We start from the raw sequence: 26,904 nt of genomic DNA, 5'->3' as shown, positions 1-26,904 counted from the left end.
CCAGGGGTAGAAAATGCTGTTTTCCATGGGCGTACTGTATTAAGCTAACGTCAGGCAGGCGGCAGCGGGAAACCCATTCCTGAGCCCGTCTGGCCATGCCGCCGACAGGCGCCGGCGAGATATTTACCGGGATGTATGGCAGAATGTTGTAGGATTATTATGTTACACGCGCAAGCGGAAGATGAGCGCAGGCGGAAAATGGGTCAATGCAGTTTTTATTGGGGGTGCTAATTGTCCGCACGAATCCTGATTATCGAAGATAACGCCACCAATATGGAATTGATGGTGTATCTGCTACGTGCCTTCGGCTATACGCCGCTGGCCGCCTATGACGGCGAAGAGGGCGTGCGCATGGCGCGCAGCGAGGTGCCCGACCTGATCATCTGCGATGTGCACTTGCCCAAGCTCGATGGCTATGGCGTGGTGGCCGAACTGAAAAAGGATCCGCTGCTGCGCAAGATCCCGGCCCTGGCCGTGACGGCGCTGGCCATGGTGGGCGACCGCGAACGCCTGCTCGAAGCCGGTTTCAATGGCTATATCGGCAAACCGATCGAGCCCGACCTGTTTGTCGCGGAGCTGGAGTCTTTTTTACCCGGGGCGCCGTCGACGCCAGTTAAAAACGACATAGCCAGCATACTCATCGTCGATGACCATGTACTGAACCGCGAATTCCTCACCGCCTTGCTGGGCTACGGCGGCCACCGCCTGATGGAGGCGGCGAACGGCGCCGATGCGCTGGAACTGATGCGCACGGAGCGCCCGGACCTGATCATTTCCGACATCCTCATGCCGAACATGGACGGCTATGAATTCGTCACGCGCGTGCACGAGGACCCCGCGCTGGCCGACGTGCCCATCATTTTTTATACGGCCACCTACCGCGAACAGGAAGCGATCCTGCTGGCGCAGGCGTGCGGCGTGCGCTGGGTGCTGCCCAAGCCGTCCGACCCCGACGTCATCGTGCGCACGGTCAACGAGGCGCTGGGGCTGATGCCGCCCGTGGCCAGGGTGCCCGGCCGGCCGGACGGCGTTCCCGGACAGGCTGGCAGCAAGCTGACGGGCATCGACCACCAGGTCAGCGGCTACCTCGATGAACTGGAGTCGTCGAGCCAGAAGATTTCGCAGCTGGCCGGGCAGGGCGACGGCCAGGCGGCCGTGCCGGAAGACCTGGCCATCATGACGGAGCGCCTGTCCCGCTCGCTGGCCAGCCTGCAGGCGGTCAGCCTGCGCCTGACGGCCCTGATCGAACTGGGCATCGAACTGGGCGCCGAGCGCGACCCGCGCGCGCTGATCGAGGCGGGCTGCAAGGTGGCGCAGAATATCTGCGTGTCGAAATACGCGTGCATCGGCGTGCTGGAGCCGGACGCCGACAAACTCAGCTATTTTTCCTCGTGCGGCGCCGAGAGCAACCTGGAACGCATCGCCAGCGCGCCGCGCACGGGCATCCTGAACCGCTTGCTGGAGCAGCGCCAGCCCTACCGCGTGAATGGACTGAAGGGCGATCCGGCCGCGCTGGGCCTGCCCGACACGCACCCGCCCGTCCATTCCTTCCTCGGCGTGGCCATCGCCTCGCGCGAGCGCAGCCACGGCTGGCTGTACCTGGTCGACAAGCTGGGCGCGAACGAGTTTTCCGAAGTCGACGAGCGCGTCGCCGCCACGGTGGCCGCGCAGATCGCCGTCGCCTACGACAACCTGCTGCTGTACGATGAAATCAAGCGCCATCACGAGCAGCTGACCCTGGACATGGCGGCGCGCATCCGCCTCGATGAAGACTTGCGCCGCTTCCGCCTGGCGATGGACGCCACGGCCGATGCGATTTTCCTCGTCGACCGCGCCGGCATGTGCTTTGTCGACGTCAACCAGACGGCTTGCCGCATGCTGGGCTTTGAGCGCGAGGATTTCCTGCGCGTGGGGCCGGGCCGCGCGCACGAGGGCGAGACCCAGCTGGAAGCGCTGTACAACAAGCTGCTGGCCGGCGACCAGGGCGGGCCGATGACGGAATTGCAGCTGCAGCGCAAGGATGGCTCGCCGCTGTCGGTGGAAGTGCAGCGGCGCACCCTGCGCTCGGGCCAGAGCTGGATCCTGGTGGCCGTGGCGCGCGACATCACCGAGCGCAAGGATGCCGAGCAGCGCCTGATGAAGCTGGCCCATTTCGACACCCTGACTGGCTTGCCGAACCGCAGCCAGTTCTATGCCTCGCTGACCCATTCGCTGGCCCAGGCGGCCGAACACCAGTGGGCCGTGGCCGTGCTGTTCATGGACCTGGACCGTTTCAAGAACGTCAATGACACCCTGGGCCACACCATCGGCGACGACCTGCTGCGCCAGTTTTCCAGCCGCCTCGTCGACTGCCTGCGCGTGCGCGACACCATCGGCCGCTTCGGCGGCGACGAATTCGCCGCCATCCTGGTGCTGCCCGAAGGCGCCCAGCACTCCGTGGGCGTGGTCGACAAGATCCGCGAAGCGATGCGCAAGCCCTTCGACCTGCAGGGCCACGAGGTGACGGTGACGGTCAGCATCGGCATTTCCGTGTATCCCGACGACGGCGTCGACGCCGACACCCTGATCCAGTACGCCGACACGGCCATGTACCGCGCCAAGGAAGCGGGGCGCGACGCCTTCCGCTTTTTCACGGCGGAGATGAATGCGCAGTCGATGGCCCGCCTGGACATGGAAAACGCCCTGCGGCGCGCCATCGAGAACGAGGAATTCGTGCTGTTCTTCCAGCCCAAGGTGAATATCATCTCGGGCCGCATCAGCGGCGCCGAGGCGCTGATACGCTGGCGCCGCCCCGGCCACGGCATGGTGTCGCCGGCCCTGTTCATCCCCCTGCTGGAAGAAACGGGCCTGATCGTGCGGGTCGGCAACTGGGTGCTCGACGAGGCGTGCAAGAAGATCAGCGAGTGGGGCGCCAGCAGCATCGGTCCCGTGCACCTGTCCGTCAACGTGTCGGGCATCCAGTTCTTTGTCGGCGGCCTGGAAGAGGAAGTGCTCAAGGCCATCCGCAAGTACGACATCGCGCCCGACCTGCTGGAACTGGAGCTGACGGAAAGCTCGCTGATGTCGAATGCCGAGGAAACCATTTCCGTATTGCGCAATCTCAAGGCGCTGGGCATCCAGATTTCCATCGACGATTTCGGCACCGGCTATTCCAGCCTGGCTTACCTGAAGCGCTTCCCCATCGACAAGCTGAAGATCGACATCGCCTTCGTGCGCGAAGTGACGAGCAATCCCGATGACGCGGCCATCGTGCTGGCCATCATCAGCATGGCGCACAGCATGAAGCTGCAGGTGATCGCCGAGGGCGTGGAAAAAGACGCGCAGCTGGCCTACCTGCGCCGCCACGGCTGCGACGAGATGCAGGGCTATTATTTCAGCCGCCCCGTGCCGCAGGAAGAGTTCGAGCAGATGTTGATGGGCGGCAAGCTGCTGCAGGCGCCGCAGGACGCGGGCAGCGAAGAGCAGCAAACCCTGCTGATCGTCGACGACGATGTCTTCATGCTCGACGTGCTCAGCGACTTCCTAGCGCAGGACGGCTACCGCATCCTGACGGCGCAGACGGCCGCCGAGGGTTTCGACATCCTGGCGCGGCACAAGGTGCAGGTGATCCTGTGCGACCAGTGCATGCCGCTCATGAGCGGGACGGAATTCATGGAGCGCGTCAAGCACCTGTGCCCCGACACCTTCCGCATCATGCTGTCGGCCTTTGCCGACCTGACGCCCATCATGGCGGCCATCAACCGCGGCGCCGTCGACCGCTTCTACACCAAGCCGTGGAAGGGCGCCGTGCTGCGCGAGAACATCCGCGAAGGCTTCCGCCTGCATGGCTTGCTGCACGGCCCCGTCAAGGCGGCCGCCTAGGCCGCCGTGTGCGCTGGCGCACCGTGCATGCGGGATTCCTGTCGGATTAGACGCCCGTCTCTAGTTTTGCTCACTAGAATAAAAGGCATCCATGACAGACATGGCCTTGCACATGAAGGGAGTTGACGATGGTCAAGAAACTGAAGGAACTGGCGGACGACAAGGAGCTGGCGAGCGCCGTGCGCTCGTCCGCGCAGCAGATCTGGCAGGCTGGCCTGGGCGCGTTCGCCAAGGCGCAGGAAGAGGGCGGCCGCGTCTTCTCGAAGCTGGTGAAGGAAGGCACGGAATTCCAGAAACGCGCCGAAGACAAGGTGTCGGGCGTCAGCGACAGCGTCAGCAAGCTGGCCGACGGCGTCGGCAAGCAGGCCAGCGGATCCTGGGACCGGCTGGAGCAGGTGTTTGAAGAGCGCGTCTCGCGCGCGCTGGCCACCATCGGCGTGCCCATGCAGAACGACATCGCCGCGCTGCACGCCAAGATCGACGCCTTGAGCCTGCAAGTGGCGGCCTTGTCCGGCAAGACGGCGCCAGCGGCCAAGCCGGCAGCCAAACCGGCAGCCAGGCCGAAGGCCGCGGCCAGGCCCGCCGTGAAGGCGGCGCCAAAAGCGGCACCGGCCGCGGCGCCGAAAACGGCTGGCGCCAGGGCGCCGGCCAAGCGGGCGGCCAAGCCTGCCGCCAGGCCGGCGGCGAAGAAAAAAGCACCGCCGGCCTGAGCCGGCCCCAGCGCTCCCCCAGCCTGCTTGCGCAGGCTTTTTTTTGCCCGCCCTTTTCGCCGGCGCCCCGGGGCGCAGTGTTTCATTGCAGCTATCTTAGGTGGTATGCTTGAGGCAGAACAAAGAGAGATTGCCCGCCATGCTACAAAAAGCACCACGCCGTACCCGCGAACGCATCCTGGAATTGTCGCTGCGCCTGTTCAACGAGTTTGGTGAGCCGAATATCACGACCACCGTGATCGCGGAAGAGATGAATATCTCGCCGGGGAACCTGTACTACCACTTTCGCAACAAGGACGATATCGTCAACTCGATCTTCGTCCAGTTCGAGGCGGAAATCGAACGCATCCTGACCGTGCCGGACGGGCGCCGCTCGAATATCGAGGACGTCTGGCTGTACCTGCACCTGATGTTCGAGCTGATCTGGCGCTACCGCTTCTTTTACCGCGACCTCAACGATTTGCTGTCGCGCAACCGCAAGCTGGAACTGCACTTCAAGCTGATCCTGGCGCACAAGATCAAGGTGGCCACGCAGCTGTGCGAAGACTTGCGCAGCGAACAGTCTTTGGAGGCGTCGGACATGGAAATCGGCGCCATGGCGACGAACATGGTGGTGGTCGCCACCTACTGGCTGTCGTACGAATATGTGCGCAATCCGCGCAAGTACAGCGAGCAGCAATCGATGGCTGATGCGCTGGCGCGCGGCTGCTACCAGGTGCTGTCGCTGATCGGGCCGTATCTGCGCAATGAAACGCATTTGTTATTTCGTAAGTTGTCGGAAGAGTATGTGACTAAACTCAAGAGCGACTGACGGCCGTGCCCGGCGCGGCAGCGCCGCCGGGTGCGTGGGCATGACCTTAAAACAGGAGACATGGTATGGCCTGGAAACAATTTCCCTATCCGGACGACGCCTATGTCCACACCCCGCAAAGCCTGGAAGCGGCCTGGCCGCGCCTGCATGCGGGCGACGTCGAAGCGTTTCCCCGGCAAGCGGCGCTGGTGCAGGCCTGGCTGGCCTTTCACGCCGGGGACTTCGAGCGGGCCGTGAAGCTGGGCCTGGCCATCGGCGTGCCCGGCTATGCGGTGGCGCACAAGGCCACCTGCATCTACGCCACGCACCTGGAAGTCAATGACAGCCAGAAGCTCGACATGTACGAGGAAGTGGCCGAGCGCTGCGAACGCCAGCAGAGCGAACAGCCGGACAACCCGGCCGGCTATTACTGGCATGCTTACAGCCTGGGCCGCTATGCCCTGGGCACCTCCGTCGTCAAGGCGCTGGCCCAGGGCATGGGCGCGCGCGTGCGCAACAGCCTGGACCGTACGATGACCCTGGCGCCCATGCATGCGGAAGCGCATATCGCGTTTGGGATTTATCATACGGAAATTATCGACAAGGTGGGCGCCATGATCGGCAGCCTTAGCTACGGCGCCAACAAGGACGACGGCTACCAGCATTTCAAGACGGCGCTGGCGCTGACGCCGTATTCGGCCCTGGCCCACAGCGAATATGCGCGCGCGTTGAACATGCTTGATGGAAAGAAAAAGCTGGCGGAAGCGCTGGCCCTGTATGAAAAGGCGGCCCAGTGCGTGGCGTTGGACGCCAAGGAGCGCCTCGAGGTCGAGGCGGCGATTGATGAACTGAAAGAGTAAGGAACACCGTGATCAAGGCTTTATGTGTGTACTGCGGCGCCAATGCGGGCGTCTCTGCCGACTATGCGGAGGCGGCGCGCGCGCTGGCGCGCGTATTGGTATCAGAAAATATTTCGTTGGTGTACGGCGGCGGCAAGGTCGGCCTGATGGGCGTCATCGCCGATGAAGTGCTGCGCCTGGGCGGCGAGGTGACGGGCGTGATTCCGACCCAGCTGGTCGAGCGCGAAGTGGGACACATGGGCTTGACGCGCCAGTTCATCGTCAAGGACATGCACGAGCGCAAGGCCATGATGGCCAGCCTGTCCGACGCCTTCATCGCCATGCCCGGCGGCTACGGCACCCTGGAAGAGCTGTTCGAAATGCTGACCTGGGCCCAGCTGGGCCTGCATGCCAAGCCCATCGGCCTGCTCAATGTCGACCGCTTCTATGATGGCTTGCTGGAATTTGTGCAAAATGGCAAGGAGCAGGGTTTCATCCGGCCGCAACACGCGGCTTACCTGAATGCCGATGCCGACCCTGCCGCGCTGGTGCAGCGCCTGAAGGAATGCATGCCATAAATTTCCGTATGGAACCTCATCGGGAGCCATGCACGGCGGTGCATGGCTTTTTTATTTCCGTACGGGAAAATTGATCAATCTCAATAAATTGATTAATAAAAATATGTCCATAATATTTCCTTCGATGCATGTTCTTTTGAAAATGACGATGCTTTTTATGTAAGTCTGTGGTCTACTTGCCTGGTTCACAAGACAGGCATGTCGGATCGCCGCTGGGCGCATGGCGCCGCCCCCCGCGATGCCGGCATGTCTCAAGTTGCCACGACCTCGCTACTTCATCATCTTGAAAGGATGCTATTTTGAAATCTATGACCCTCTTGCGCGCGACCGCTGTTGCCGCCATTCTTGCCGCCGCCGGTGGCGCCCAGGCACAAAGCACCACCATCAGCTTCGATGCGCTGGAACAGCCGGGCATCTTCGGCTCCGTGTTTACGTCGTACTCGGAAAGCGGCTACGACTTCAACAGCAGCTTCCTGGGGCTGCTGAGCTCTGCCCATCAAGGCAGTTTTGCCTACGCCGGCTCGGCTGGACTGGGCGCGGCGGCCCTGACGACGACGACCCTGAAGCGCACGGACGGCGCGGCATTTTCGCTGAGCACCATCAGCCTGGCCGATTTCGTCAGCTTTCCCGGCTCCTACGACGTGACCTTCGTCGGCCACCAGGTGGGCGGCGGCACGGTGACGCAGACCTTCAGCCTCAACGGCAGCCATACTTTCAGCAATTACACGTTCACGGGCTTCGATAACCTGCTGTCGGCCTCGTGGAAAGAGGGCGCCTTCCATACTTTCCAGGTCGATAATATCGCCGCCAGCGTGAGCGCCGTGCCGGAACCGGCCACTTATGGCATGCTGCTGGGCGGTTTGGGCCTGATGGGCTTCATGCTGCGCCGCAAGAACGCCGCCTGAGCCTGAGCCAGTCGCCGGCCACGCCGGCGCGCCAGGCGTCGTCAAAAAGCAAAAGCCGCCTGTTTCAGCAGGCGGCTTTTTGCTGCGTGCCGGCGCCGGCCCTTACGACCACAGGCGCCGGCCCGACAGGTCAAGCTGGGTCAGGTAGAGCCGCACGTCGAATTCGTACTGGTGGTACTGCGGCTCCATGTAGGTGCACAGCTTGTAGAAAGCCTTGTCATGCTGTTTTTCCTTCACGTGCGCCAGTTCATGCACGGCGATCATGCGCAGGAATTCCAGCGGCACTTCCTTGAACATGGTGGCCACGCGGATCTCGTGCTTGGCCTTGAGCTTGCCGCCCTGCACGCGTGAAATCGACGTGTGCAAGCCCAGCGCATGCTGGATCACGTGGATCTTGCTGTCGAACGCCACCTTGTTGATGGGCTCGGCATTGCGCAGGAATTCGTTCTTCAGTTCTTGCACGTACTGGTACAGCGCCTTGTCGTTGCGCACCTCATGCGCGACCGGATAGCGTTTCTGCAACACTTCCGCCAGCTTGTCCTGCGCGATCAGCTGCCGCACTTGCGCCTGGGTTTGTTCGGAATAGGCGCTCAGGTATTTCAGGGATGGCTGCATGCGGGAGGGGCGGGGAATCGGTCGAGGCGAGAATGTACCATACCGCCGCGCCCCGCGTGGCGCCATGCCGCGATCCGAGGCCAGTACATGACGCCGCGCTGCGCCGTTGCCATCGTGCTGCAGCCGTGTTGCAGCCGTCCTTCCGTGCGCGGCAGGCGCGCACCGCGCCAGTGCCGGCCGCCGCCCGCCAGGCCAGGCTCAGTCCAGCCTGGCGGACCCGCGCGAGCCGCACTCAGCCCTTGTCATCCTCGCCCTTGCCGCCTTGCCGGCTCGTCTTGGACTGCTCGCTGCCGCGCGCCGCCGTGCTGCTGCGGTTTTCATTGGCGCGCTGGGCCGATTGCCGGCTTTCGCCGCCCTTGCGGCCGATTTCAGCCATGTGTTCACGGTTGCGGCTGACGGCTTCGCCCCCTTTTTGTCCGGCGCGCCGGGCTTCTTCCGAGTCGAATTCATGCGCCGTGCCCTTTTGATGGGCGGCCTGACCGCCCTTGCTGGCGATCTCGCGCTGCTGTTCCTCGTTCATGGCGGCGAAACCGCGCTTGCTCGTGCCTTTCGTGCTGCCGGACTCGGCTGCTTTCTGGCTGCTGCCAGCGCCCTTGCCTTGTTCGTTACCTTGATTGCTAGCCATGTCGTTCTCCTTGCGGTCGAGTGGGGGTCAAGTGGTCAATGCCGGTGCTCAATGCGCCTGCTCGGATTGCCTGCCGGTATCGCGGCTGCCGCCAGCGCCGTCGCGGTGGCCGGCGGCATGCATTTTTTCGATCATTTCGCGCTGGCGCTGCGTGGCTTTTTCCGTTTCCTCGGCCGTCTTGCGCACCACTTCGTCGGCAAAGGCCACGGCCGTGCGGCTCGCTTCGGGGATGTGCGTCTCGGCAGTGCGGTTCATCTCGACATTGGCATGCGCGACGAGATTGCCGAGCTGCTGCTGGTACTGGCGCAGCTTCTCGCCGCCCGGCTGCAGCTGGGCCGCCGCCGTCGACATGAACTCGCCCGTGTCGCGCGCGCACAGCAGTTGTTGGCCGGCATTGCTCCATTCCTGGAACAGGTCTTGCGCCAGCTGCAGATGGAGCTCGCTCATTTTCTGCGCCGTATCGAACATCTTGCGCGATAGTTCGGTGGCGAAATTGAGCTGGGCTTCCAGGTGGGACTTCAGGGCGGGGCTGATGCTATTTGTGAACATGTTCTACCTCAATGAAAATCTGGTCCGGGAAACATCCGGTGCACCGGATGCGGCGTGTGCTGAAACAAGCAAAGAGATAGACGCCGGACGGCGCGCCAGGTTCCGCGCCCGATGCCGGTTTAGGGGGGGAATGGCCGGTGGAGGCCCGCAAAACGTGATGCCTTTGCGGCAGATCAAGAAACCTTCATGTAGCCCGCCGCCAGCGGCGGCCGGGGCCCTGGCGTGGAAAATGCGGGTTGACGGGCCCCGGCGTGCGACAATAGCCGGCTCGCGGCAGCGCAGCCGATGGCCGGCGCGCGTGGCTGAGCCGAGCATAGCCCACTTTTTTGTCTTATTTCGCGACCATGACGCATCCCGAATACATCCTGACCCTGTCCTGCCTGGACCAGCGCGGCATCGTGCACCGTGTTTCCGGCTTCCTGGCCGACCATGGCTGCAACATCCTCGATTCGGCCCAGTTCGGCGACCAGGAATCCCAGCTCTTCTTCATGCGCGTGCACTTCGCGCTGGAAGACGGCGCCGTCAGCGACGCCCAGCTGCGCGCCGACTTCGCCGACCTGTCGCAAGGCATGCAGTTGAATGGCCCCTTCCATGGCCAGCTGCACGATGCGCGCGTCAAGCCGCGCGTCATGCTGATGGTGTCGAAGATCGGCCATTGCCTCAACGATTTGCTGTTCCGCTACAAGAGCGGCTTGCTGAACGTGGAAATTCCCGCCATCGTGTCGAACCACATGGAGTTCTACCAGCTGGCGGCCAGCTACAATATTCCCTTCCACCACCTGCCGCTGGCCACCGGCGCGCCGGAAGCGGCCAAGCTGGCGCAGGAAGCGAAGATCATCGAGCTGATGGACACGCACAAGATCGACCTCGTCGTGCTGGCGCGCTACATGCAGATCCTGTCGCCGGGCCTGTGCCAGGCGCTCGACGGCCGCGCCATCAATATCCACCATTCCTTCCTGCCCAGCTTCAAGGGCGCCAAACCGTATGCGCAGGCGCACCACCGCGGCGTCAAGCTGATCGGCGCGACGGCCCATTTCGTCACGGGCGACCTGGACGAAGGCCCGATCATCGAGCAGGATGTCGAGCGCGTCGACCATGCGATGGACGCCGAGACCCTGACGGCCATCGGCCGCGACGTCGAATGCGTGGTGCTGGCGCGGGCCGTGAAATGGTTCGTCGAGCGCCGCATCCTGAAAAATGGCGACAAGACCGTCGTCTTCCGCTAAATTGGCGGGCAGCATTTACTTACCTGATTGATTACCGAGACAGAAATACGATGGCCCTTAAAGCAACAATTTTCAAAGCCGATCTGCAGATCGCCGACATGGACCGCAATTACTACCAGGATCACGCGCTGACCCTGGCGCGCCACCCGTCCGAAACGGATGAGCGCATGATGGTGCGCCTGCTGGCGTTCGCCATCCATGCCAACGAGGCGCTGACCTTCACCAAGGGCCTGTTCGACACGGAAGAGCCCGACCTGTGGCAGAAAGACCTGACGGGCGCCATCGAGCTGTGGATCGAAGTGGGCCAGCCCGACGAAAAACGCATCCTGAAGGCGTGCGGCCGTTCGGAGCAGGTGATCGTCTACAGCTATGGCGCGACCAGCCACATCTGGTGGAAGCAGATCGCCAACAAGCTGGAACGGGCGAAGAACTTGACCGTCATCAATCTGCCGTCCGACGCGGCGCAAGAGATGAGCAAGCTGGCGCAGCGCACCATGCAGCTGCAATGCACGATCCAGGATGGCCAGATCTGGCTGACGGACAGCGTCAACACGGTGCTGATCGACCGCGAACCGGTGAAGCCGGCGCGCTGATCCTGACTGTCTGAAACGCAAAAAGCCCGGATCGCTCCGGGCTTTTTGCATTGCGGCGCCGCTTTATCGGGCCGCGTCCTCGTCGTTGCTGACGATCACCAGCAGCTGCGCCTGCTGCGCGCCGATGCTGCGCGTGCGGTGCGGAATCAGGGCGTTGAAATACACGGAGTCGCCCGCGTGCAGCTGCACGGTTTCCTGGGGGAATTCGATTTCCACCGTGCCCTGGTGCACGAACAGGAATTCCTCGCCCGCATGTTCCTTGAAGGCGGAGGCGGCGAAATCGGGCGCCGGATACACCATGAAGGGCAGCATTTTCTTCGGCGCCACGCCGGCCGCGATGCTGGCGAAATGCGGCAGCGGCGGCATCGCGCCCGCGCCGCCCGGATCGCCCGCGCGCGTGATGGTCACGGCCGCCTGCCGGTGGCTGTCGCTGAACAGCTGCTCCACGTCCACCTGCATGGCGTGCGACAGTTTCAGCGCCACGGCGATCGAGGGCACGCTCAGGCCCCGCTCCACCTTGGACAGGTAACTCTTCGTCAAGCCGCTCTTTTCCGCCAGCTGTTCCAGGGTCCAGCCCTTGTGTTTTCTCAGCAGTTTCAGACGCATGGCCATGGTTGCATCGTTCGATTTAAAAAAACTATTGTACCTCATGACACAAAGTGTCCTAAAATACACTCAGTTTCCTCGGATTGGGTTGCACGGCCACTGCCGTGCATGCCGGGAAGCGTGGCAAGCATGAGTGAAGGAAAGACGATGCAGCACAATACTCCCTATGAAGCGGCAGCGCCGGGCGCCAGCCTGGCCTTGTCGAAAGACGAACTGGTGGCCATCGCCGAGCGGCGCCTGGCCAGCGTCACGCAGGACAGCCCGTGGTCGGCGCTGCAAACCCTGGCCCTGTCCTGCCGCATCCTGTTCGACGGCGGCCACGATGCGGGCCTGGCCGGGCAGATCAGCTGCCGCGGCGCGCAGGACAACACGTTTTACACGCAGCGGCTGGGCCTGGGCTTCGACGAGATCACGGCCGGCAACCTGCTCGAGGTCGACCACGACCTGCGCGTGCTGCACGGCGAGGGCATACCCAACCCGGCCAACCGTTTCCACAGCTGGATCTACCGCCAGCGTCCCGACGTGGCCTGCATCATCCACACGCATCCCACGCACGTGGCCGCGCTGTCGATGCTGGAGCAGCCGCTGCTGGTGTCGCACATGGATACCTGCCCCCTGTTCGACGACTGCGCCTTCCTGCCGTCGTGGCCGGGCGTGCCGGTAGGCAACGAAGAGGGCGAGATCATCGCTGCCGCCCTGGGCGACAAGCGCGCCATCCTGCTGGCCCACCATGGCCAGCTGGTGGTGGGGCGCACGGTGGAAGAGGCGTGCATGCTGGCGCTGCTGATCGAGCGGGCCGCCCGCCTGCAATTGCTGGCCATGGCGGCCGGCAAGATCCAGCCCTTGCCGCCGGCGCTGGCGCGCGAGGCGCACGACTGGATTTCCACGGCCCGGCGCGACACGGTGACCTTCGCCTACTACGCCCGGCGCGCGCTGCGCCGGCACGCCGACTGCCTGGCCTGAACCGCACACATTCATTAAATAAGGGAAACAACATCATGCAGACACCATTTCACGGCATCATTGCCTACCCCGTCACCCCCTTCGCGGCCGATGGCGGCGTCGACCTGCCGCGCCTGCGGCAGCTGATCGACCGCCTCATCGCCGGCGGCGTGCACAGCATTGCCCCGCTGGGCAGCACGGGCGAGAGCGCCTATCTGCAGGACGGGGAATGGGACGCCGTCGCGTCTGCCTCGCTGGCCGCCGTGGCCAGGCGCGTGCCCACGGTGGTGGGCATTTCCGACCTGACGACGGCCGGCGCCATGCGCCGCGCCCGCCACGCGGAAAAGGAGGGCGCCGACGCGGTGATGGTCTTGCCCGTGTCGTACTGGAAATTGAGCGAGGAAGAGATCGCGCGCCACGTGGCGCGCATCGGCGACGCCGTCGGCATCCCCGTCATGCTCTACAACAACCCGGCCACCAGCGGCATCGATATGTCGCCCGAGCTGATCGTGCGCATCTGGCGCGAGGTGCCGAACGTGACGATGGTCAAGGAAAGCACGGGCGACATCCAGCGCATGCACCGGCTGGCCCAGCTGAGCGGCGGAGAATTGCCGTTCTACAACGGCAGCAATACCCTGGCCTTCGCCGCGCTGGCGGCCGGCGCCCGCGGCTGGTGCACGGCCGCGCCGAATCTGCATGCGGGCTTGCCGCTGGCCCTGTACGCGGCTGTGCAGGCGGGCGACCTGGCGCGGGCGCGCGAACTGTTCTTCCAGCAATTGCCGTTGCTGCAATGCCTGATGAAAGGGGGCTTGCCGCCCACCGTCAAGGCGGGCCTGGCGCTGCAGGGTTTTGACGCGGGCACGCCGCGCGCGCCGCTGCAGCCGCTGGGCGAGGCGGCCACGCGGGAACTGGCCGCCGTGCTGGCCGGCCTGGCTGCTTAATTTGGCGCGGCGCCCAGGCGGCGGATGCTGCTTGAGCGCTGCATGCTGCGGCTGACGCGCGGGTCGCCGTAGTAGCTCACTTCGCCCGAGCCGCCGATGCTGATGTTGAGGTTATCCTTGGCCCATACCTGCGCCTCGCCCGAGCCGCCTATGCTGACCTGCACCTCGCGCGCGGCCAGGCGGCCGGCCTGGATATTGCCCGAGCCGCCGATCGAGGCCGTCAGCTGTTCCGTCTTGCCGCTGGCCTTGAAGTTGCCGCTGCCGCCGATGGCCACGGCCACCGCGCGGCTGTCGAGGTCGCGCGCATCGATGGAGCCGGAACCGCCCACGTCGAAACGCAGCTTTTCCGCGCGCAAGCCCGTCGCCGTGATGTTGCCCGAGCCGCCCACGCTGACGCGTTCCACCTGGCGCGCCTGGATGACGATGGTCAGGCTGCTCTGGCGGAAATTCGTGTTGCGCCTGGCGGGGCGGATGCGCAGGGTGCCGTTTTCCACGGCCGTGTCGATCAGCGGCAGGATGTTGTCGTCAGCCTCGATGGTGACGCTGTCCGTGTTGCCGATACGCAATTCGACCGTGCCCGGCACGTTCAGTGCCACGCCATGGAAGCTGCCCACCTCGCGCGTCTGCTTCTGCAGCTTGCCGCTGCCCTGGATGCTGTTGCCGGCAATCCAGTCGAGCGGCGAAGCCAGGGCCGGCGCGGCGGGCATGGCCAGGGCGCAGGCGGCCAGCAGCAGGGCGGCGCCGGCGTGGCGGCGTTGGCGGGGATGGAAAAAGGCGTGTGTCATTCTTGCTCCCTGTGTGGAATTAGTATGCTGGCATGGTATGCCAGCGGGCCGCGCCTGCGTACCGCGCTGCGACAGACTGCGCCGGCAGCGGCATAGAATGCAGGAGGATGCGACAGGATGGCATGAGGTATCATGCGGGTATTGGATATACGACGAGCGGCATGCGCCGCTCACACTACTGGACTTACATGCTGATCATCACCATCAAACAGGGCAAGGAAAAGAGCTTGCTGGGCCAATCGTGGATTTACGCGTCCGCGATTGAAAAAGTCGAAGGCAAGCCGCAGGAAAAAATGAAGCCCGGCTCGACGGCCATCGTGCAGAGTTCGTCGAAGCAATTCATCGCCCGCGCCGCCTACAATTCGAAGTCGCAGATCCGCGCGCGCATCTGGAGCTTCAAGGAAGACGAACCGGTCGACCACGCGCTGATCAAGCGCCGCGTCAAGGCCGCCATCGAGAAAAAACTGCCGGCCATCAAGAAAGCGGGCGAGAACCAGCTGTTGACCCTGATCAAGGGCGAGGACGAGGGCTTGCCGGGCCTGGTGGTGCAGCTGTTTGGCGGCGTGCATGGCTATCTGATCTGCGAATTCAACGCCGGCGGCGTCGACGCGTGGAAAGTGGCCATCGTGCAATCGCTGATGGCGTCCACGGGCTGCGTCAACGTCTACGAGCGCTGCGACGAGCTGATGCGCAAGGGCGAAGGCTTGCCCCTGATCGACGGCGCCCTGGCCGGCGAGGAACCGCCCGATGAAGTCATGCTGACGGACAACGGCGTGCGCTATGCGCTGGACCTCAAAACGGGGCACAAGAGCAAGTTTCGCTGAGAATTGCTGTGATTTATGAAAAAGCCGGCGCGAGCCGGCTTTTTTTATTTCATATGCACGTCTGCAAAACGTTCAGGGCTAGGCGCATCGACGCAGACAGTACGAATAGTACGGCAAGGAGATGCAACGCCGCCATGGACGTTTTTCAGGCGCGCTACTCCAGCGGCACGCTGCGGTACTTGTTTACCTCCAGCGCCGACACGGCCGGCGCATCATTGCCCCACGAAGCCCGCAGATACGTCACCACGGCCGCCACTTCGCGGTCGTCCATCACGGGGCCGAACGGCGGCATGCCGTAGGGGCGCGGGTTGCCTTGTGTTCCCGGCGCAAAGCCGCCGTTGAGCACGAGGCGGATGGCGTTCACGGCCGAGTCCGTCGTCAGCGCGCGGTTGCCGGCCAGCGGCGGGTAGCCGGGCGGCACGCCCTTGCCGTCGTCGCGGTGGCAGCTTGCGCAGTGCGCCTCGTACAGTTTCGCGCCCAGCGCCAGGTGCTGCCTGGCTTGCTCCGACGTGTCGCGCGGCGCGCGCGGCGCGGCCCGGGCCGGGGCGGGCAGGCTTTTCAGGTAGACGGCCATGGCCCGCACGTCGCCGCTGTCCATGTGCTGCAGGCTTTGCCGCACCACCTCGGCCATGGGGCCGAAGACGGTGGCGCGCGGCGAGACGCCCGTTTGCAGCAATTCCACGATATGCGCCGTGTCCCAGTCGCCCAGGCCCGCTTCCGCGTCCGACGTCAGCGACGGCGCGTACCAGCCCAGCACGGGGATCAGGCCGCCCGACAGGCCGTCGTCGCTGCCGCCCAGGGTGCTGCGGCTGCTATGGCAGGCGCTGCAATGGCCCAGGCCCTGCACCAGGTAGGCGCCGCGGTTCCATTCCATGCTTTGCGTCGTCAGGGGCTGGTATACGCCCGGCTTGAAATACAGGGCGCGCCAGGCAGCCAGGGCGATCTGCTGGTTGTAGGGAAAGCGCAGCGCGTGCGGCGCGTTCGCCTGCCGGTGCGGCGGCACGCGCTGGAAATACGCGTACAGGGCGTCGCTGTCCTCGCGCTGCACCTTGGTGTAATTGGTGTACGGAAAGGCCGGATACAGCAGGCGGCCGTCCTTCGACTTGCCGTTGTGGATGGCGCGCCAGAAATCGTCGGCCGTCCAGCTGCCGATGCCCGTTTCCCTGTCGGCCGTGATGTTGGGCGAGAGCACCTTGCCGAACGGCGTCTGCAAGGCCCGTCCGCCCGCGTAGGGCACGCCGCCCCGTGTCGTGTGGCAGGCCATGCAGTCGCCCGCCTTGGCCAGGTAGGCGCCGCGCGCCACCAGCTGTTCCTGGCTCAGGGCGCTGGCGGCCGGGGGCGGGCCGATGTCGTCATCGGGCCACAGCAGGAGCTTGGCGCTGCCGCCGGCGATCAGCACGAGGCCGGCCGCGATCATCCATTTTTTCATGGCGCCACCTGCGCGGCAGAGCCCGGCACGCCGCCGCAGTGCAGCGGCAAGGGCGCGGTGATGCCGCTGGCGGGGCGCGCGTCGGCGCCGGCCACCTGCGTGCCCAGCCAGGCCGAGACGGCGCCCACGTCCGCGTCGGACAGGCGCTGCGCCACTTGCGCCATGCAGTCGGGGGCGTGGGCGCGGCGGATGCCGTTCTTCCAGGCGCCCAGCTGGGCGTTGATGTAGTCGCGCGGCAAGCCCAGCAAGCCGGGGATGGCGGGCGCCACGCCGCCCAGCTGCTGGCCATGGCAGGCGATGCAGGCGGGGATTTTTTTCGCGCCATCGCCCTGCAGCACCAGCTGCCTGCCGCGCGCCAGGGCCGTCGCGCCGGCGCCGCTGGGCTGGGCCGGCGGCGGGGCAGGGTGCTGCGCCGCAAAATACTCGGCAATTTCGCGCAGATAATCGTCCGGCAAGTGTTCGACCATGTAGTTCATCATCGGATACTGGCGCCGTCCCTCGCGAAAGTTCAGCAGCTGGTTGTACAGGTAGCCCGAAGGTTTGCCGGCGATGCGGGGGAAGAAGGCGTCGTGGCGTTCCTTTTGCGCATGGCAGGCCGTGCATGCCTTGATGCGCTGTTCCAGGCTGTCGTGGCCGGCTGGCAGCGTGGCCGGCGCGGCCAGCGCCATGCCGGGCCAGGCGAAAGCCAGGGCCAGCAGCACGGGAGGGGAATGCAGTAACATGGAAAGTTGCATGGGAAAATAACCTGTCTCGTCGGTCGATATGATGTCCCGGTGTTGCTGCCCGGATGTTGTTACCCTAGCATATACTGCGTGCTGTCACTGTGACAGGATCAGTTTTGCAATAAAACTACGGATCAGTTTGAGGAGCAAGGTTGAAACGATATGAGGAATTGGCGGAAGAAGTCGCCGCCATGATCAGCACGCAGCTGTTGTTGCCTGGTGATAAGTTGCCCTCCGTGCGCCAGCAGCATGCGCGGCGCGGCGTGAGCCCGTCGACCGTGTTCCAGGCGTATTACCTGCTCGAAGCGCGCGGCATGATCGTCTCGCGCCCCCGCTCCGGCTATTACGTGGCGCCGCAGCGGGCCGCGCTGGCGCCCGAGCCGGACAGCTCGCGCCCGCTCGACGCCAGCACCACCGTCGACGTCAGCGACCTGGTGTTCGAGGTGCTGGGCGCTGTCGGCGCGCGCGACATCGTGCCCTTCGGCTCGGCCTTTCCCAGCCCGCACCTGTTTCCGATGGAAAAGCTGGCGCGGGCCGTGTCGGCCAGCATGCGCCGTCTCGACCCGTGGAGCACGGTCACCGATTTATCCCTGGGCAACGCGGAATTGCGCCGCCAGATCGCGCTGCGTTACCAGCTCGACGGCGTGCTTGTCTCCAGCGAGGACATCGTCATCACGAATGGCGCGCTGGAAGCGCTGAACCTGTGCCTGCAAGCCGTCACGCGGCCCGGCGACACGGTGCTGATCGAGTCGCCCAGCTTCTATGCCTGCCTGCAGGCGCTGGAGCGGCTGGAACTCAAGGCCGTCGAGATCGCCACCAGCCCCCGTGACGGCGTCGACCTGGCGGCGCTGGAAGAGTTGCTGCAACGCCACCGGCCCAGAGCCTGCTGGCTGATGACGAATTTCCAGAACCCGCTGGGCAGCCTGATGTCGCCGGAAAAGAAGCGCGCCCTGGTCGACTTGCTGGCGCGCCATGACGTGCCCCTGATCGAGGATGACGTGTATGGCGAGCTGTACTTTGGCAAGCAGCGCCCCGGCTTGACGAAAAGCCATGACAGCGCCGGTCTCGTCATGCATTGCAGCTCGTTCTCGAAGACCCTGGCGCCCGGTTTCCGCCTGGGCTGGGCCGTGGCGGGCCGCCATGCGCGCCAGGTCGAGCGTTTGAAACTGACCACCAGCCTGTCGGCGCCGATACCGCTGCAGATGGCGCTGGCCGATTACCTGGCGCACGGCGGCTATGACCGCCATTTGCGCCAGCTTCGGCTGACCCTGGCGGCGCAGCAAAACACCATGCTGCAGGCGATCGCCGTGCATTTTCCGCCCGGCACGCGGGTGACGCGGCCGCAGGGCGGCTATTTCGTCTGGGTCGAGATGCCCGTGGGCGTCGATGCGCTGGCCTTGCACCGCAGCGCGCTGGCGGCCGGCATCAGCATCGCGCCCGGGCCCATCTTTTCCGCCACGCGCGCGTTTCGCCACTGCATCCGCCTCAATTACGGCCACCCGTGGAGCGCGCAGCTGGAAGCGGCCATCGCCGCGCTGGGGCGGCTGGCGGCGCAGCAACTGGCGCTGCAGGGGGAGGAAGGCTAGCCGGGACGGCCGGGCAGGGCGAGAAAGGCGGCAAAGTCGGGCGCCACTGCCGTGGTGGCGCCTGTTTCGTGCGACCACAGCACGACCACCGCTTCACCGGCCGCTCCCGTTTGCGCATAATCAAAACAATAGTAGTCGCCCGTGCCGAACTGGGCAAACGGCAGCAGGGCGGCGGCATCGCCGCCATCCATATTCTCCAGCCACTCTTGCCAGTCTGTGCGGTAATGGCGTTCTATCGATTCCCACGTCTTGCGCGCATTGGCCGCGTCGTAGACGGGAAACACGCACAAGGCGCCCAGCGCGCGGCCATTGTTCACCAATAACCATTGCACGTAGGAAGCGGGCAGCGCTCGCCCCAGCGCCTGTTCGGCGGCGGCGATCGCGTCGGGCGTGGTGCCGATGGACTTGCTCTTGCTCATGCTGCGGGACGGCTCAGGCGGGTGCGGGCGGCGTGGCCGGCGGCGTGCTGGCCCGTGGGGCTTTTTGCGGCGCCACCTTGCCGCCGTCGGCGATCCAGCGGCGGTACACGCGCAGGGCCACTTGCGCATCGTCGGCCGCGTACAGGATCTGCTTTTCCGTCAGGCGCGAGGTGGCCCAGTTGGTGGTGGAGATCTTTTTCGACTTCTGCAGGTGCAGGCCGAAGAACTTGGCCACGGCCGTCTTGGCGCCCAGGTCGTTGCGCTGGCCGCCGCGCAGGGCGACGGACAGGTCCAGCACTTGCGCTGGAGCAATGCCCAGCTTGTTGCGCAGGCGCTTGACGTCGTCGGACAGGCCGAAGCCCACCTTCAGGGTGGTGGTCGATTCGAGGATGGCTTTGAGTTCGGCCAGGGGCGGCGTGGCGCCCACCTGGAACAGGTAGGCGATGTCGTCGGTGGCCAGCTGGATCAGATGCGGACCCGTGGACGATTCGCCCTTGACGAACGTCGGCTTCGATTCCGTGTCGAAGCCGATGGCGTCGGCCGCCAGCAGGGCGGCCATGGCCGCCCTGGCTTCGTCACTGGTGCGCACCAGCCTGACGTGGTCGAGGGCGATGCCCTGGTAGGGCGGCAGTGGCGGCGCGGCAGCAGTATCCATGAAACCGGATCAGCCCTTGCGCGAGAATTTCGCGGTCAGCTGATTCAGTTTTTCCAGGCGCAAACGGTTCGCTTCTTCGGCGGCGGCCGCGTCGCGCTCGGCCTTCTTGCGCTCGGCTTCCTTCTTGAAGCGCTGCTGCAGCACTTGCGTGGCGTGGTCGCGGTGGGTTTGCGTCACTTCCGCGCCGGCTGTGCCGTCGAGGTCGTAGCGTACCTTGGCTTTTTCCATCACGCGCAGGTAGCGCAGCGAACCCGTGTGGATGCCCAGCGCCGTGCGCATCAGCTTGCGGTCCAGGTCCGGCAGGCGGGCCAGGATCTGCTTGTCGATACCGATGGACAAGGGCAGGCAATCGCGGAATGGCGGGAATTGCTCCTGGAACTGCTTCAGCAGGGCGCGCGCGGTCAGGCCGGCGGGCGCCGGTGCGGCTGCGGCAGGTGCCGCCGCTGGGGCTGCATCGACTGGCGTGTCAGGAGTGGTGGCTTGCTGGTCTGGCGTGGAGCTGGTCATCGACATCATTGGTTGGGCTATAAAAGGGGAGCATAGCACGCGCCACAGGCAAGTGCATTGTCTTTTTTGGCAACTTGAGCGGAGATGGGCGGGCCCGCGCTACAGCGGACACAGCGCGAAATGCGGGAAATGTGTATAATGTCGGCTTGCGCTGATGACTGGACCCCAGGTTTGATGGTCTGGCTCAGGTGTGCAGGGGATAGGAGCAGTGCGGTGCAGGGCCCTGATTATTGATATCTTTGATACCGGATATTCCGTTTATCAATTATCCAGATAACTGGCCTTCGTGCATAATCTTGCTCTCCGCTGTGTCTTCACTGAACAACAATAGATTCAAGCCCGTTCTGGTACGGGCTTTTTTTCATTCCGCAATGTACATCGCTTATTTATCTGATCCGGTTTCGGCCGCGCCGTTCGGCCCCGCGCTCCTGTTGCCGGATGCGCGGGCTATGAACGTCCCGATAGACAGGCGCCGCTGCCCTTGACGGCAGCCGCAACAATACGCTCCATCGAGTCCGGTTTCGCAGGCTTAGGTGGAATCATTCACTTCGCGCCGACACCATCTGGTCTCGCATTAAGAGATATCTCATGAAGAATACGCCAAAAACTTTAACGTTGTCCGCCAAGGCGCCACGCCCAGCCGCGGCACCCCTTGCCGTACCCAAAACGACTTTATCTTACTTCATCGATAATGCGCAAGCGAATCCGGAAGCCACCGTCACGACGGCGCCCACCGTCGTCACCGTGGTGAAGAAAAGCCGTTCGCGCCTGGCGGCCGTGCCGCCGGCCGAGACGGCTGTCGAAGCGCCAGTGGCGGCTGTCGACGCCGTTGCCGAAGTAGCCGAGGTGGCCGACGCTGCACCGGCCAAGACGCCAAGCGTGAAGGTCGCCCCTGGCACCAAGGCCGCGGCCGCGCCGCGCAAGGTCAGCGAAAGCGCCGCCACGAACAAGGTGGTGACGGCAGCCCGCTCGAAAGTCGTGCGCGCCAAGCCCGAAGCGGCGCCCGTGACCATTATTTCCGGTGCGCAGGTGGTCAGCAAGACCACGGACGCGGACGCCCTGGCCGCCATCGACACGTCGAATTACTTCTTGCCGACCGTCAAGGTGCCTGGCCGCCGCGGCCGCAAGCCGAGCGAATTCACGCCGGAAAACGATGAAGTGGCAGCGTTGAACGCCGTCGAACGGGCCGAACTGAAGGCCGTGTCGAAAGCGCGCGACCGCAAGGCCAAGGGCGGCCTGGCGGACGCGCTGGGCGATCCGGAAGCATCGGCAGCGGACCTGGAACGCCGCCGCAAGCAGATCACGGGCCTGATCAACATGGGCAAGGAACGCGGTTTCCTCACCTATGCCGAGATCAATGACCAATTGCCGGAAAACATCATCGATCCGGAAGCCATCGAAGGCATCATCGCCACCTTCAACGACATGGGCATCGCCGTCTACGAGCGCGCCCCTGACGCGGAAAGCCTGTTGCTGACGGACAATGTCGCCACCGTCACCAGCGACGACGAAGTGGAAGCGGCTGCCGCCACCGCCCTGTCGACGGTCGACTCCGACTTCGGCCGCACCACCGACCCCGTGCGCATGTACATGCGTGAAATGGGCGCCGTGGCGCTGCTGACGCGCGAAGGCGAGATCGAGATCGCCAAGCGCATCGAAGGCGGCCTGAAGGACATGATCCAGGCCATTTCCGCCTGCCCCACCACCATCGGCGAAATCGTTGCGCTGTCGCAAAAGATCGCGCGCGACGAAATCAAGGTCGATGAAGTGGTCGACGGCTTTGTCGACTTGAACGAAAGCAATGCCCCGGCGCCTGCCGCTGCCGCCGCGCCCGCCGCCGCCAGCGGTGACGACGAGGAAGAGGAAGAAGAAGCCGAGGAAGAAGACGGCGACGCCAATGGCGGCGCGGCCGGTTTCTCCAGCGAACAATTGGCCCAGCTGAAAAAGAATGCGTTGGAGAAATTCAACGTCATTTCCACGCAGTACGACAAGATGCGCAAGGCGCCAGACGGCTACAACTCGAAAGCCTACATCAAGGCGCAGGAAGCCATTTCGCAGGAATTGCTGGGCATCCGCTTCACGGCCAAGGTTGTGGAAAAGCTGTGCGACACCCTGCGCGGCCAGATGGAAGAAGTGCGCCACATCGAGCGCGCCGTGCTGGAACTGTGCGTGAACAAATGCGGCATGCCGCGCGCCCACTTCATCAAGGTGTTCCCGGGCAATGAATGCGACCTGGAATGGGTCGACCGCGAAGTCGATTGCAAGTATCCGTACAGCGCCATCCTCAGCCGCAACGTGCCTGCCGTCAAGGAACTGCAAAAGAAGATGATCGACCTGCAGGCGCGCGTGGCCTTGCCGCTGGCGGACTTGCGCAAGATCAACAAGCAGATGGCGGCCGGCGAAAAGCGCGCGCGTCACGCGAAACGCGAAATGACGGTGGCCAACTTGCGCCTGGTCATTTCGATCGCCAAGAAATACATCAACCGCGGCCTGCAATTCCTCGACCTGATCCAGGAGGGCAACATTGGCCTGCTGAAGGCCGTCGATAAATTCGAATACCGCCGCGGCTACAAGTTCTCGACCTACGCCACCTGGTGGATACGCCAGGCCATCACGCGTTCCATCGCCGACATGGCGCGCACCATCCGCGTGCCGGTGCACATGATCGAAACGATCAACAAGATGAACCGTATCTCGCGCCAGATCATGCAGGAAACGGGTAGCGAGCCGGACCTGGCGACCCTGGCCGTCAAGATGGAAATGCCGGAGAACAAGGTGCGCGAGATCATGAAGATCGCGAAAGAGCCGATTTCCATGGAAACGCCGATGGGCGAGGACGGCGATTCACAGCTGGGCGACTTCATCGAGGACAACACGACGCTGGCGCCGCTGGACGCCGCGCTGCACGCGTCGATGCGCAACGTGATCAAGGAAGTGCTCGATTCCCTGACGCCGCGCGAAGCAAAAGTGCTGCGCATGCGTTATGGCGTGGAAATGTCGAACGACCACACCCTGGAAGAAGTGGGCAAGCAGTTCGACGTGACGCGCGAGCGCATCCGCCAGATCGAGGCGAAAGCCATGAGCAAGCTGCGCCAGCCTTCGCGTTCGGACAAACTCAAAACTTTCCTCACGCAAAACTAAGCGTACGGCAAGAAACAAAAAAGAGGCGCAAGCCTCTTTTTTTTCGTCCCTGCCGGTGTTGATTTACAGCAAATGCCGGCGCTGGCCCAGCAGGCCGGCGCTCAGCTGGCGGCGCGCGCGGAACAGGGCCGCGCCGCAGGCGGCGGCGATGACGCTCAGGAGCAGCCAGTCCAGCGGGTTGCGGCGCGGCGGCGCCGGCGACGCCTGCGACGGCACGGCGAAGGCCTGGAATTTATGCCCCGTGTAGACGGCGCCCACCACCAGGCCGGCATCCGTGATCTTGTTGGTCAGGTACAGGCCGTCGTCGCGGCGGCGCACCGTCATCACGCCGTCCTTGTAGACAAAGGTCATCGGTTCAAAGCCGTTGATGCTGACGCTGCCGACGACGTGGCCGGCCGCGTTGACGGCCGTGGCGTAGCTGTCGCCCTGGCCGATCATGGCGCCCAGGTCGAGCATGCGCTTGCCGTCCCAGGCAAACGCGTGCCAGCGGCGCTTCTCCGTTTCCGAGGCGCCCACGACCAGGCCCGCGTCGTTGATGGCGGTGGCCGAGCTGATGCGTCCGCCTGGCAGGGTGCCGATTTCCTGCATGCCCGTGCCGGGACGGTAGACGAAGGCGCGGCGGTAGCCATCGCCGCGCTGGGCCGTACCCACCGCCACGCCATGGCTGTTCAAGCCGCTGGCATAGCTGCTGGCGCCGCCCAGGGTGCCCAGGTCCTGCAGGCTGTGGTCGGCTTTCGTCACAAAGGCGTGGAAATCGCCGCCGCTGGTGTCGGCATAGCCGGCCACCTGGCCGCCGCGCGTGATGGCCGTGGCGTAGCTGCTGCTGCCGCCCAGGGTGCCCAGGTCGCGCATGCCGCCCGCCGCGTCGTAGCGGAAGGCGTGCCAGGCGCCGCTGGCCGTCTGCGCCGAACCCACTACCACGCCATGCATATTGATGGCCTTGGTGAAACCTTCATCGCCGCCCAGGGTGCCCAGCTCGCGGATGCGGCCGTGCTGGTAGGTCACGGCGCGGCGCCGACCCTCTTCCTCGAGGATGATGCCGGCCACCAGTCCGGCCGGGTTCAGGTCCGAAGCGATGCTGCCATTGCCATCCTTTTCGCCGAAGCCGTGTTCGGCATGGATGGCGGCGCTGGCGCTGGGGATGGCGGCCAGCAGGAGCAGGCCGAGCAGTGGGGCGGAGACGCAGCAAAACCGTGGCGGCATGATAGTTTCCTCAAAGAAAAAACTCACTATACTTTTTTCTCCCGCCCATGCATACATAAATTACTACTATTTTTAGTAATATTTGTGTTTCATCATGATCGTTCCGCCACGCTTTCCCTGGCCTGCGGCAAATGGATGGCCAGCGCCGTGCCCCGGCCCGCCTGGCTGTCGATGCGCAGTTCGCCGCCCAGCGCGTGGACGCGCTCGCGTATGCTCTTCAGGCCGAAAGCGGCCTGCTTGCCGTCGTCGCCCGGCTGCATGCCGATGCCGTTGTCGCTGATGCGCAGCTCGATGGCTTGCGCATCCTGCGCCAGCGCCACGTCCACTTCGCTGGCCTGGGCGTGGCGCACGATGTTCGACAGCGATTCCTGCAGCACGCGGAAGATGGCCGACGTCTGGCGCTGGTCCAGGCCCAGGTCGGGCGCCTCGCTGCTGATCTTGAGCCGGTAGCGGATGCTGCCGCGGCTTTCCATTTGCCGTATCAGCCATTCGGCGGCCGGTCCCAGGCCCAGTTCCAGTGTGCTCGGATGCAAGTCATTGATGATGGCGCGCACGGAGCGGATGGTGGCGTCGATGGTCTCGAGCACGCGCGCGGCGTGGCGGTGCAGGCGCGGGTGGGAGGCGGCCGTGCGCGCGTGCAGCAGCGACACATCGATGCGCAGCACCATCAGGTTCTGGCCCAGGTCGTCATGGATGTCGAGCGCGATGCGCCGGCGTTCTTCTTCCTTGATGGTCTGCTGGTGGTCGCTCAGTTCGCGCAGCTGGGCCAGGGTGCGCTCCAGGTTTTCTTCGTTGCGCTTGCTTTCCGTGATGTCGATGCCCATGGCGATGATCATCTGCGGCAGGCCTTGCGCGTCGAAGATGGGTTTTTTATGCGTCTGCAGCAGGCGGTTTTCCTGCAGCTGCGCATTCCACACCAATTCCTCGCGGATCACCACCTGGCGGCTGGCAAACGCTTCCTGGTCCGCCGCGTGGAATCCCTGGGTCTGGTCCGGGGGAAAGTGCTGCACGTCGCGTCCCTCGGCGATATCCTGGAACCGTACGCCCCATTGCTGCTCGCAGGCCTGGTTCATCAGCAGCATGTGCGAATCGGCATCTTTCAGGAACAGCGACAGGGGCATCATGGAAATGATGTCCTGCAGCCGCTCTTCGCTGCGCGCCAGGGCCGCTTCCGTTTGCGCGCGCATGGCGATTTCGGCGGACAGCTGGAGATTGACATCGAGCAACTGGGCCGTGCGCAGGGCCACGCGGCTTTCCAGCTCCGCATGGGCGATGCTCAGCGCGTGTTCGGCCCGTTTCTGTTCGGTGATGTCGCTGGCCAGCACGAGGGCGCCCGTCAGCATGCCCTGCTGGTCGTACAGGCAGCGTCCGCTGATCATGGCCCAGCGCTCCGTGCCGTCGCTGTGCCAATACTGCAGTTCACCCATGCAGCTGCGTTCCTGCGCGCGCATCAGCGGGCACAGGCGCCGCAAGGTCGCCTCGTCGTAGAATTCGCTCATCTTGTGGCCCAGCAGGTCTTCCGCCCGCGTGCCCAGCATGTCGCACAGGCGCTGGTTCAGATGCAATATCGTGCCTTGCGCATCCGTTTGCCACATGCCGTCCTGCGCCGCCTCGCTCAGGTCGCGGTAGCGCATGGTGCTGGCGTCGAGCTGCTTGCGCGTGCTGGCGAAGTGGGCGCGCAGCTTGTGCATCAGCCACATGGCCGTGCCGGCGGACGCCGCCAGCAGCAGCGTCAGCCAGACATGCTCCCAGAAGTCGAGTTCCTTCCAGGCCACGCCTGCCAGCCAGCCCAGCATGACGAGGACGAGGCAGGCGCATGCCGCACTCAAGGTTTCAATCGACCATTTACTCAT

Annotated in this window: 25 protein-coding genes; 13 read left to right on the top strand and 12 right to left on the bottom strand. The window is 64.4% G+C overall.

What is annotated here, in order from left to right; genetic code table 11:
* The first annotated feature begins 231 nt into the window (after positions 1 to 231).
* The 6 genes from AC07VI_RS14220 to AC07VI_RS14195 all read left to right on the top strand — a co-directional run bounded on the left by AC07VI_RS14220 (position 232) and on the right by AC07VI_RS14195 (position 7,683).
* Positions 232 to 3,861, top strand: a complete 3,630-nt coding sequence (locus AC07VI_RS14220; RefSeq protein WP_086147535.1) for an EAL domain-containing protein — start codon at positions 232 to 234, stop codon at positions 3,859 to 3,861.
* 128 nt (positions 3,862 to 3,989) lie between these two features.
* Complete coding sequence (locus AC07VI_RS14215) at positions 3,990 to 4,571, top strand: phasin family protein (protein ID WP_086147586.1); 582 nt, start codon at positions 3,990 to 3,992, stop codon at positions 4,569 to 4,571.
* Positions 4,572 to 4,710: 139 nt separating this feature from the next.
* Entirely contained in the window at positions 4,711 to 5,382 is a 672-nt protein-coding gene (locus AC07VI_RS14210; RefSeq protein ID WP_086147536.1) for a TetR/AcrR family transcriptional regulator, read from the top strand.
* A 65-nt stretch (positions 5,383 to 5,447) separates the two neighbouring features.
* Complete coding sequence (locus AC07VI_RS14205; protein ID WP_086147537.1) at positions 5,448 to 6,221, top strand: tetratricopeptide repeat protein; 774 nt, start codon at positions 5,448 to 5,450, stop codon at positions 6,219 to 6,221.
* 11 nt (positions 6,222 to 6,232) lie between these two features.
* On the top strand, positions 6,233 to 6,778 hold the full coding sequence (locus AC07VI_RS14200) for an LOG family protein (protein WP_172404858.1): 546 nt from the start codon (positions 6,233 to 6,235) through the stop codon (positions 6,776 to 6,778).
* A gap of 308 nt (positions 6,779 to 7,086) precedes the next feature.
* On the top strand, positions 7,087 to 7,683 hold the full coding sequence (locus tag AC07VI_RS14195; protein WP_086147539.1) for a PEP-CTERM sorting domain-containing protein: 597 nt from the start codon (positions 7,087 to 7,089) through the stop codon (positions 7,681 to 7,683).
* A gap of 102 nt (positions 7,684 to 7,785) precedes the next feature.
* Here the strand turns inward: AC07VI_RS14195 and AC07VI_RS14190 are convergent, their stop codons facing one another.
* From AC07VI_RS14190 to AC07VI_RS14180, 3 genes are all read right to left on the bottom strand, one after another.
* Positions 7,786 to 8,298, bottom strand: a complete 513-nt coding sequence (locus AC07VI_RS14190; protein ID WP_086147540.1) for a YgjP-like metallopeptidase domain-containing protein — start codon at positions 8,296 to 8,298, stop codon at positions 7,786 to 7,788.
* A 232-nt stretch (positions 8,299 to 8,530) separates the two neighbouring features.
* The gene (locus AC07VI_RS14185) at positions 8,531 to 8,923 is read right to left on the bottom strand and encodes a KGG domain-containing protein (RefSeq protein ID WP_099375138.1); all 393 of its coding nucleotides are present in this window, start codon (positions 8,921 to 8,923) and stop codon (positions 8,531 to 8,533) included.
* Positions 8,924 to 8,971: 48 nt separating this feature from the next.
* Positions 8,972 to 9,472 (bottom strand): phasin family protein, encoded by a 501-nt coding sequence (locus AC07VI_RS14180; protein ID WP_086147542.1) that lies wholly within the window; start codon positions 9,470 to 9,472, stop codon positions 8,972 to 8,974.
* Positions 9,473 to 9,816: 344 nt separating this feature from the next.
* Between AC07VI_RS14180 and purU the strand changes: the two genes are divergently transcribed.
* Positions 9,817 to 10,698 (top strand): formyltetrahydrofolate deformylase, encoded by an 882-nt coding sequence (gene purU / locus AC07VI_RS14175; protein WP_086147587.1) that lies wholly within the window; start codon positions 9,817 to 9,819, stop codon positions 10,696 to 10,698.
* 50 nt (positions 10,699 to 10,748) lie between these two features.
* Entirely contained in the window at positions 10,749 to 11,291 is a 543-nt protein-coding gene (locus tag AC07VI_RS14170) for a YaeQ family protein (RefSeq protein WP_076570317.1), read from the top strand.
* A 63-nt stretch (positions 11,292 to 11,354) separates the two neighbouring features.
* On the opposite strand, the gene AC07VI_RS14165 is transcribed toward AC07VI_RS14170, so the two are convergent.
* Positions 11,355 to 11,903: a helix-turn-helix domain-containing protein gene (locus AC07VI_RS14165; protein ID WP_086147543.1), complete on the bottom strand. Its 549-nt coding sequence runs from the start codon at positions 11,901 to 11,903 to the stop codon at positions 11,355 to 11,357.
* 141 nt (positions 11,904 to 12,044) lie between these two features.
* On the opposite strand from AC07VI_RS14165, the gene AC07VI_RS14160 reads away from it, so the two are divergent.
* Positions 12,045 to 12,860, top strand: a complete 816-nt coding sequence (locus AC07VI_RS14160; protein WP_086147544.1) for an aldolase — start codon at positions 12,045 to 12,047, stop codon at positions 12,858 to 12,860.
* 35 nt (positions 12,861 to 12,895) lie between these two features.
* Positions 12,896 to 13,780, top strand: coding sequence for a dihydrodipicolinate synthase family protein (locus AC07VI_RS14155; RefSeq protein ID WP_086147545.1), 885 nt, complete (start codon positions 12,896 to 12,898; stop codon positions 13,778 to 13,780).
* Here the strand turns inward: AC07VI_RS14155 and AC07VI_RS14150 are convergent.
* Positions 13,777 to 14,565, bottom strand: a complete 789-nt coding sequence (locus AC07VI_RS14150; protein ID WP_086147546.1) for a head GIN domain-containing protein — start codon at positions 14,563 to 14,565, stop codon at positions 13,777 to 13,779. The two genes, AC07VI_RS14155 and AC07VI_RS14150, sit on opposite strands and share 4 nt — an antisense overlap.
* A 188-nt stretch (positions 14,566 to 14,753) precedes the next feature.
* On the opposite strand from AC07VI_RS14150, the gene AC07VI_RS14145 reads away from it, so the two are divergent.
* Positions 14,754 to 15,389 carry a class I SAM-dependent rRNA methyltransferase gene (locus AC07VI_RS14145; RefSeq protein WP_086147547.1) on the top strand — a complete coding sequence of 212 codons (636 nt, stop codon included), beginning with the start codon at positions 14,754 to 14,756 and terminating at the stop codon, positions 15,387 to 15,389.
* Between the two features lie 154 nt (positions 15,390 to 15,543).
* Here AC07VI_RS14145 and AC07VI_RS14140 read toward each other — a convergent pair whose 3' ends face one another.
* Together AC07VI_RS14140 and AC07VI_RS14135 are read right to left on the bottom strand one after the other, a co-directional pair.
* Entirely contained in the window at positions 15,544 to 16,818 is a 1,275-nt protein-coding gene (locus AC07VI_RS14140) for a c-type cytochrome (protein ID WP_492993271.1), read from the bottom strand.
* Entirely contained in the window at positions 16,815 to 17,540 is a 726-nt protein-coding gene (locus AC07VI_RS14135; protein WP_099375134.1) for a c-type cytochrome, read from the bottom strand. The genes AC07VI_RS14140 and AC07VI_RS14135 overlap by 4 nt, the downstream gene beginning before the upstream one ends.
* A gap of 152 nt (positions 17,541 to 17,692) precedes the next feature.
* Between AC07VI_RS14135 and AC07VI_RS14130 the strand changes: the two genes are divergently transcribed.
* Entirely contained in the window at positions 17,693 to 19,126 is a 1,434-nt protein-coding gene (locus AC07VI_RS14130; protein ID WP_099420881.1) for an aminotransferase-like domain-containing protein, read from the top strand.
* On the opposite strand, the gene AC07VI_RS14125 is transcribed toward AC07VI_RS14130, so the two are convergent.
* The 3 genes from AC07VI_RS14125 to AC07VI_RS14115 are packed head-to-tail and all read right to left on the bottom strand — an operon-like array spanning position 19,123 to position 20,716.
* Positions 19,123 to 19,545, bottom strand: a complete 423-nt coding sequence (locus AC07VI_RS14125; RefSeq protein WP_086147551.1) for an SMI1/KNR4 family protein — start codon at positions 19,543 to 19,545, stop codon at positions 19,123 to 19,125. The two genes, AC07VI_RS14130 and AC07VI_RS14125, sit on opposite strands and share 4 nt — an antisense overlap.
* A gap of 13 nt (positions 19,546 to 19,558) precedes the next feature.
* A complete protein-coding gene (locus tag AC07VI_RS14120; RefSeq protein ID WP_086147552.1) occupies positions 19,559 to 20,200 on the bottom strand; it encodes a 3'-5' exonuclease in 642 nt (213 codons plus the stop codon).
* Positions 20,201 to 20,209: 9 nt separating this feature from the next.
* Complete coding sequence (locus AC07VI_RS14115) at positions 20,210 to 20,716, bottom strand: ProQ/FINO family protein (RefSeq protein WP_086147553.1); 507 nt, start codon at positions 20,714 to 20,716, stop codon at positions 20,210 to 20,212.
* Positions 20,717 to 21,295: 579 nt separating this feature from the next.
* On the opposite strand from AC07VI_RS14115, the gene rpoD reads away from it, so the two are divergent.
* Entirely contained in the window at positions 21,296 to 23,848 is a 2,553-nt protein-coding gene (gene rpoD / locus AC07VI_RS14110) for an RNA polymerase sigma factor RpoD (RefSeq protein ID WP_086147554.1), read from the top strand.
* 63 nt (positions 23,849 to 23,911) lie between these two features.
* Here the strand turns inward: rpoD and AC07VI_RS14105 are convergent, their stop codons facing one another.
* Together AC07VI_RS14105 and AC07VI_RS14100 are read right to left on the bottom strand one after the other, a co-directional pair.
* Positions 23,912 to 25,051, bottom strand: coding sequence for an HAF repeat-containing protein (locus AC07VI_RS14105; protein ID WP_157792497.1), 1,140 nt, complete (start codon positions 25,049 to 25,051; stop codon positions 23,912 to 23,914).
* Positions 25,052 to 25,143: 92 nt separating this feature from the next.
* The gene (locus tag AC07VI_RS14100) at positions 25,144 to 26,904 is read right to left on the bottom strand and encodes a PAS domain-containing sensor histidine kinase (RefSeq protein ID WP_193068920.1); all 1,761 of its coding nucleotides are present in this window, start codon (positions 26,902 to 26,904) and stop codon (positions 25,144 to 25,146) included.

The organism is Janthinobacterium sp. GW821-FHT03A03 (genome assembly GCF_059421435.1).
This window is presented reverse-complemented; position numbering and strand designations above follow the sequence as displayed.

What these genes read in the sequence shown, in the direction of transcription:
- AC07VI_RS14165 (WP_086147543.1), bottom strand. Translation starts at nt 11,903, where the DNA reads ATGGCCATGCGTCTGAAACTGCTGAGAAAACACAAGGGCTGGACCCTG.
- AC07VI_RS14190 (WP_086147540.1), bottom strand. Translation starts at nt 8,298, where the DNA reads ATGCAGCCATCCCTGAAATACCTGAGCGCCTATTCCGAACAAACCCAG.
- AC07VI_RS14195 (WP_086147539.1), top strand. Translation starts at nt 7,087, where the DNA reads ATGACCCTCTTGCGCGCGACCGCTGTTGCCGCCATTCTTGCCGCCGCC.
- AC07VI_RS14170 (WP_076570317.1), top strand. Translation starts at nt 10,749, where the DNA reads ATGGCCCTTAAAGCAACAATTTTCAAAGCCGATCTGCAGATCGCCGAC.
- AC07VI_RS14125 (WP_086147551.1), bottom strand. Translation starts at nt 19,545, where the DNA reads ATGAGCAAGAGCAAGTCCATCGGCACCACGCCCGACGCGATCGCCGCC.
- AC07VI_RS14100 (WP_193068920.1), bottom strand. Translation starts at nt 26,904, where the DNA reads ATGAGTAAATGGTCGATTGAAACCTTGAGTGCGGCATGCGCCTGCCTC.
- AC07VI_RS14160 (WP_086147544.1), top strand. Translation starts at nt 12,045, where the DNA reads ATGCAGCACAATACTCCCTATGAAGCGGCAGCGCCGGGCGCCAGCCTG.
- AC07VI_RS14205 (WP_086147537.1), top strand. Translation starts at nt 5,448, where the DNA reads ATGGCCTGGAAACAATTTCCCTATCCGGACGACGCCTATGTCCACACC.
- AC07VI_RS14215 (WP_086147586.1), top strand. Translation starts at nt 3,990, where the DNA reads ATGGTCAAGAAACTGAAGGAACTGGCGGACGACAAGGAGCTGGCGAGC.
- rpoD (WP_086147554.1), top strand. Translation starts at nt 21,296, where the DNA reads ATGAAGAATACGCCAAAAACTTTAACGTTGTCCGCCAAGGCGCCACGC.
- AC07VI_RS14155 (WP_086147545.1), top strand. Translation starts at nt 12,896, where the DNA reads ATGCAGACACCATTTCACGGCATCATTGCCTACCCCGTCACCCCCTTC.
- AC07VI_RS14180 (WP_086147542.1), bottom strand. Translation starts at nt 9,472, where the DNA reads ATGTTCACAAATAGCATCAGCCCCGCCCTGAAGTCCCACCTGGAAGCC.
- AC07VI_RS14105 (WP_157792497.1), bottom strand. Translation starts at nt 25,051, where the DNA reads ATGCCGCCACGGTTTTGCTGCGTCTCCGCCCCACTGCTCGGCCTGCTC.
- AC07VI_RS14115 (WP_086147553.1), bottom strand. Translation starts at nt 20,716, where the DNA reads ATGATGTCGATGACCAGCTCCACGCCAGACCAGCAAGCCACCACTCCT.
- AC07VI_RS14135 (WP_099375134.1), bottom strand. Translation starts at nt 17,540, where the DNA reads ATGTTACTGCATTCCCCTCCCGTGCTGCTGGCCCTGGCTTTCGCCTGG.
- AC07VI_RS14145 (WP_086147547.1), top strand. Translation starts at nt 14,754, where the DNA reads ATGCTGATCATCACCATCAAACAGGGCAAGGAAAAGAGCTTGCTGGGC.
- AC07VI_RS14210 (WP_086147536.1), top strand. Translation starts at nt 4,711, where the DNA reads ATGCTACAAAAAGCACCACGCCGTACCCGCGAACGCATCCTGGAATTG.
- AC07VI_RS14140 (WP_492993271.1), bottom strand. Translation starts at nt 16,818, where the DNA reads ATGAAAAAATGGATGATCGCGGCCGGCCTCGTGCTGATCGCCGGCGGC.
- AC07VI_RS14120 (WP_086147552.1), bottom strand. Translation starts at nt 20,200, where the DNA reads ATGGATACTGCTGCCGCGCCGCCACTGCCGCCCTACCAGGGCATCGCC.
- AC07VI_RS14150 (WP_086147546.1), bottom strand. Translation starts at nt 14,565, where the DNA reads ATGACACACGCCTTTTTCCATCCCCGCCAACGCCGCCACGCCGGCGCC.
- purU (WP_086147587.1), top strand. Translation starts at nt 9,817, where the DNA reads ATGACGCATCCCGAATACATCCTGACCCTGTCCTGCCTGGACCAGCGC.
- AC07VI_RS14185 (WP_099375138.1), bottom strand. Translation starts at nt 8,923, where the DNA reads ATGGCTAGCAATCAAGGTAACGAACAAGGCAAGGGCGCTGGCAGCAGC.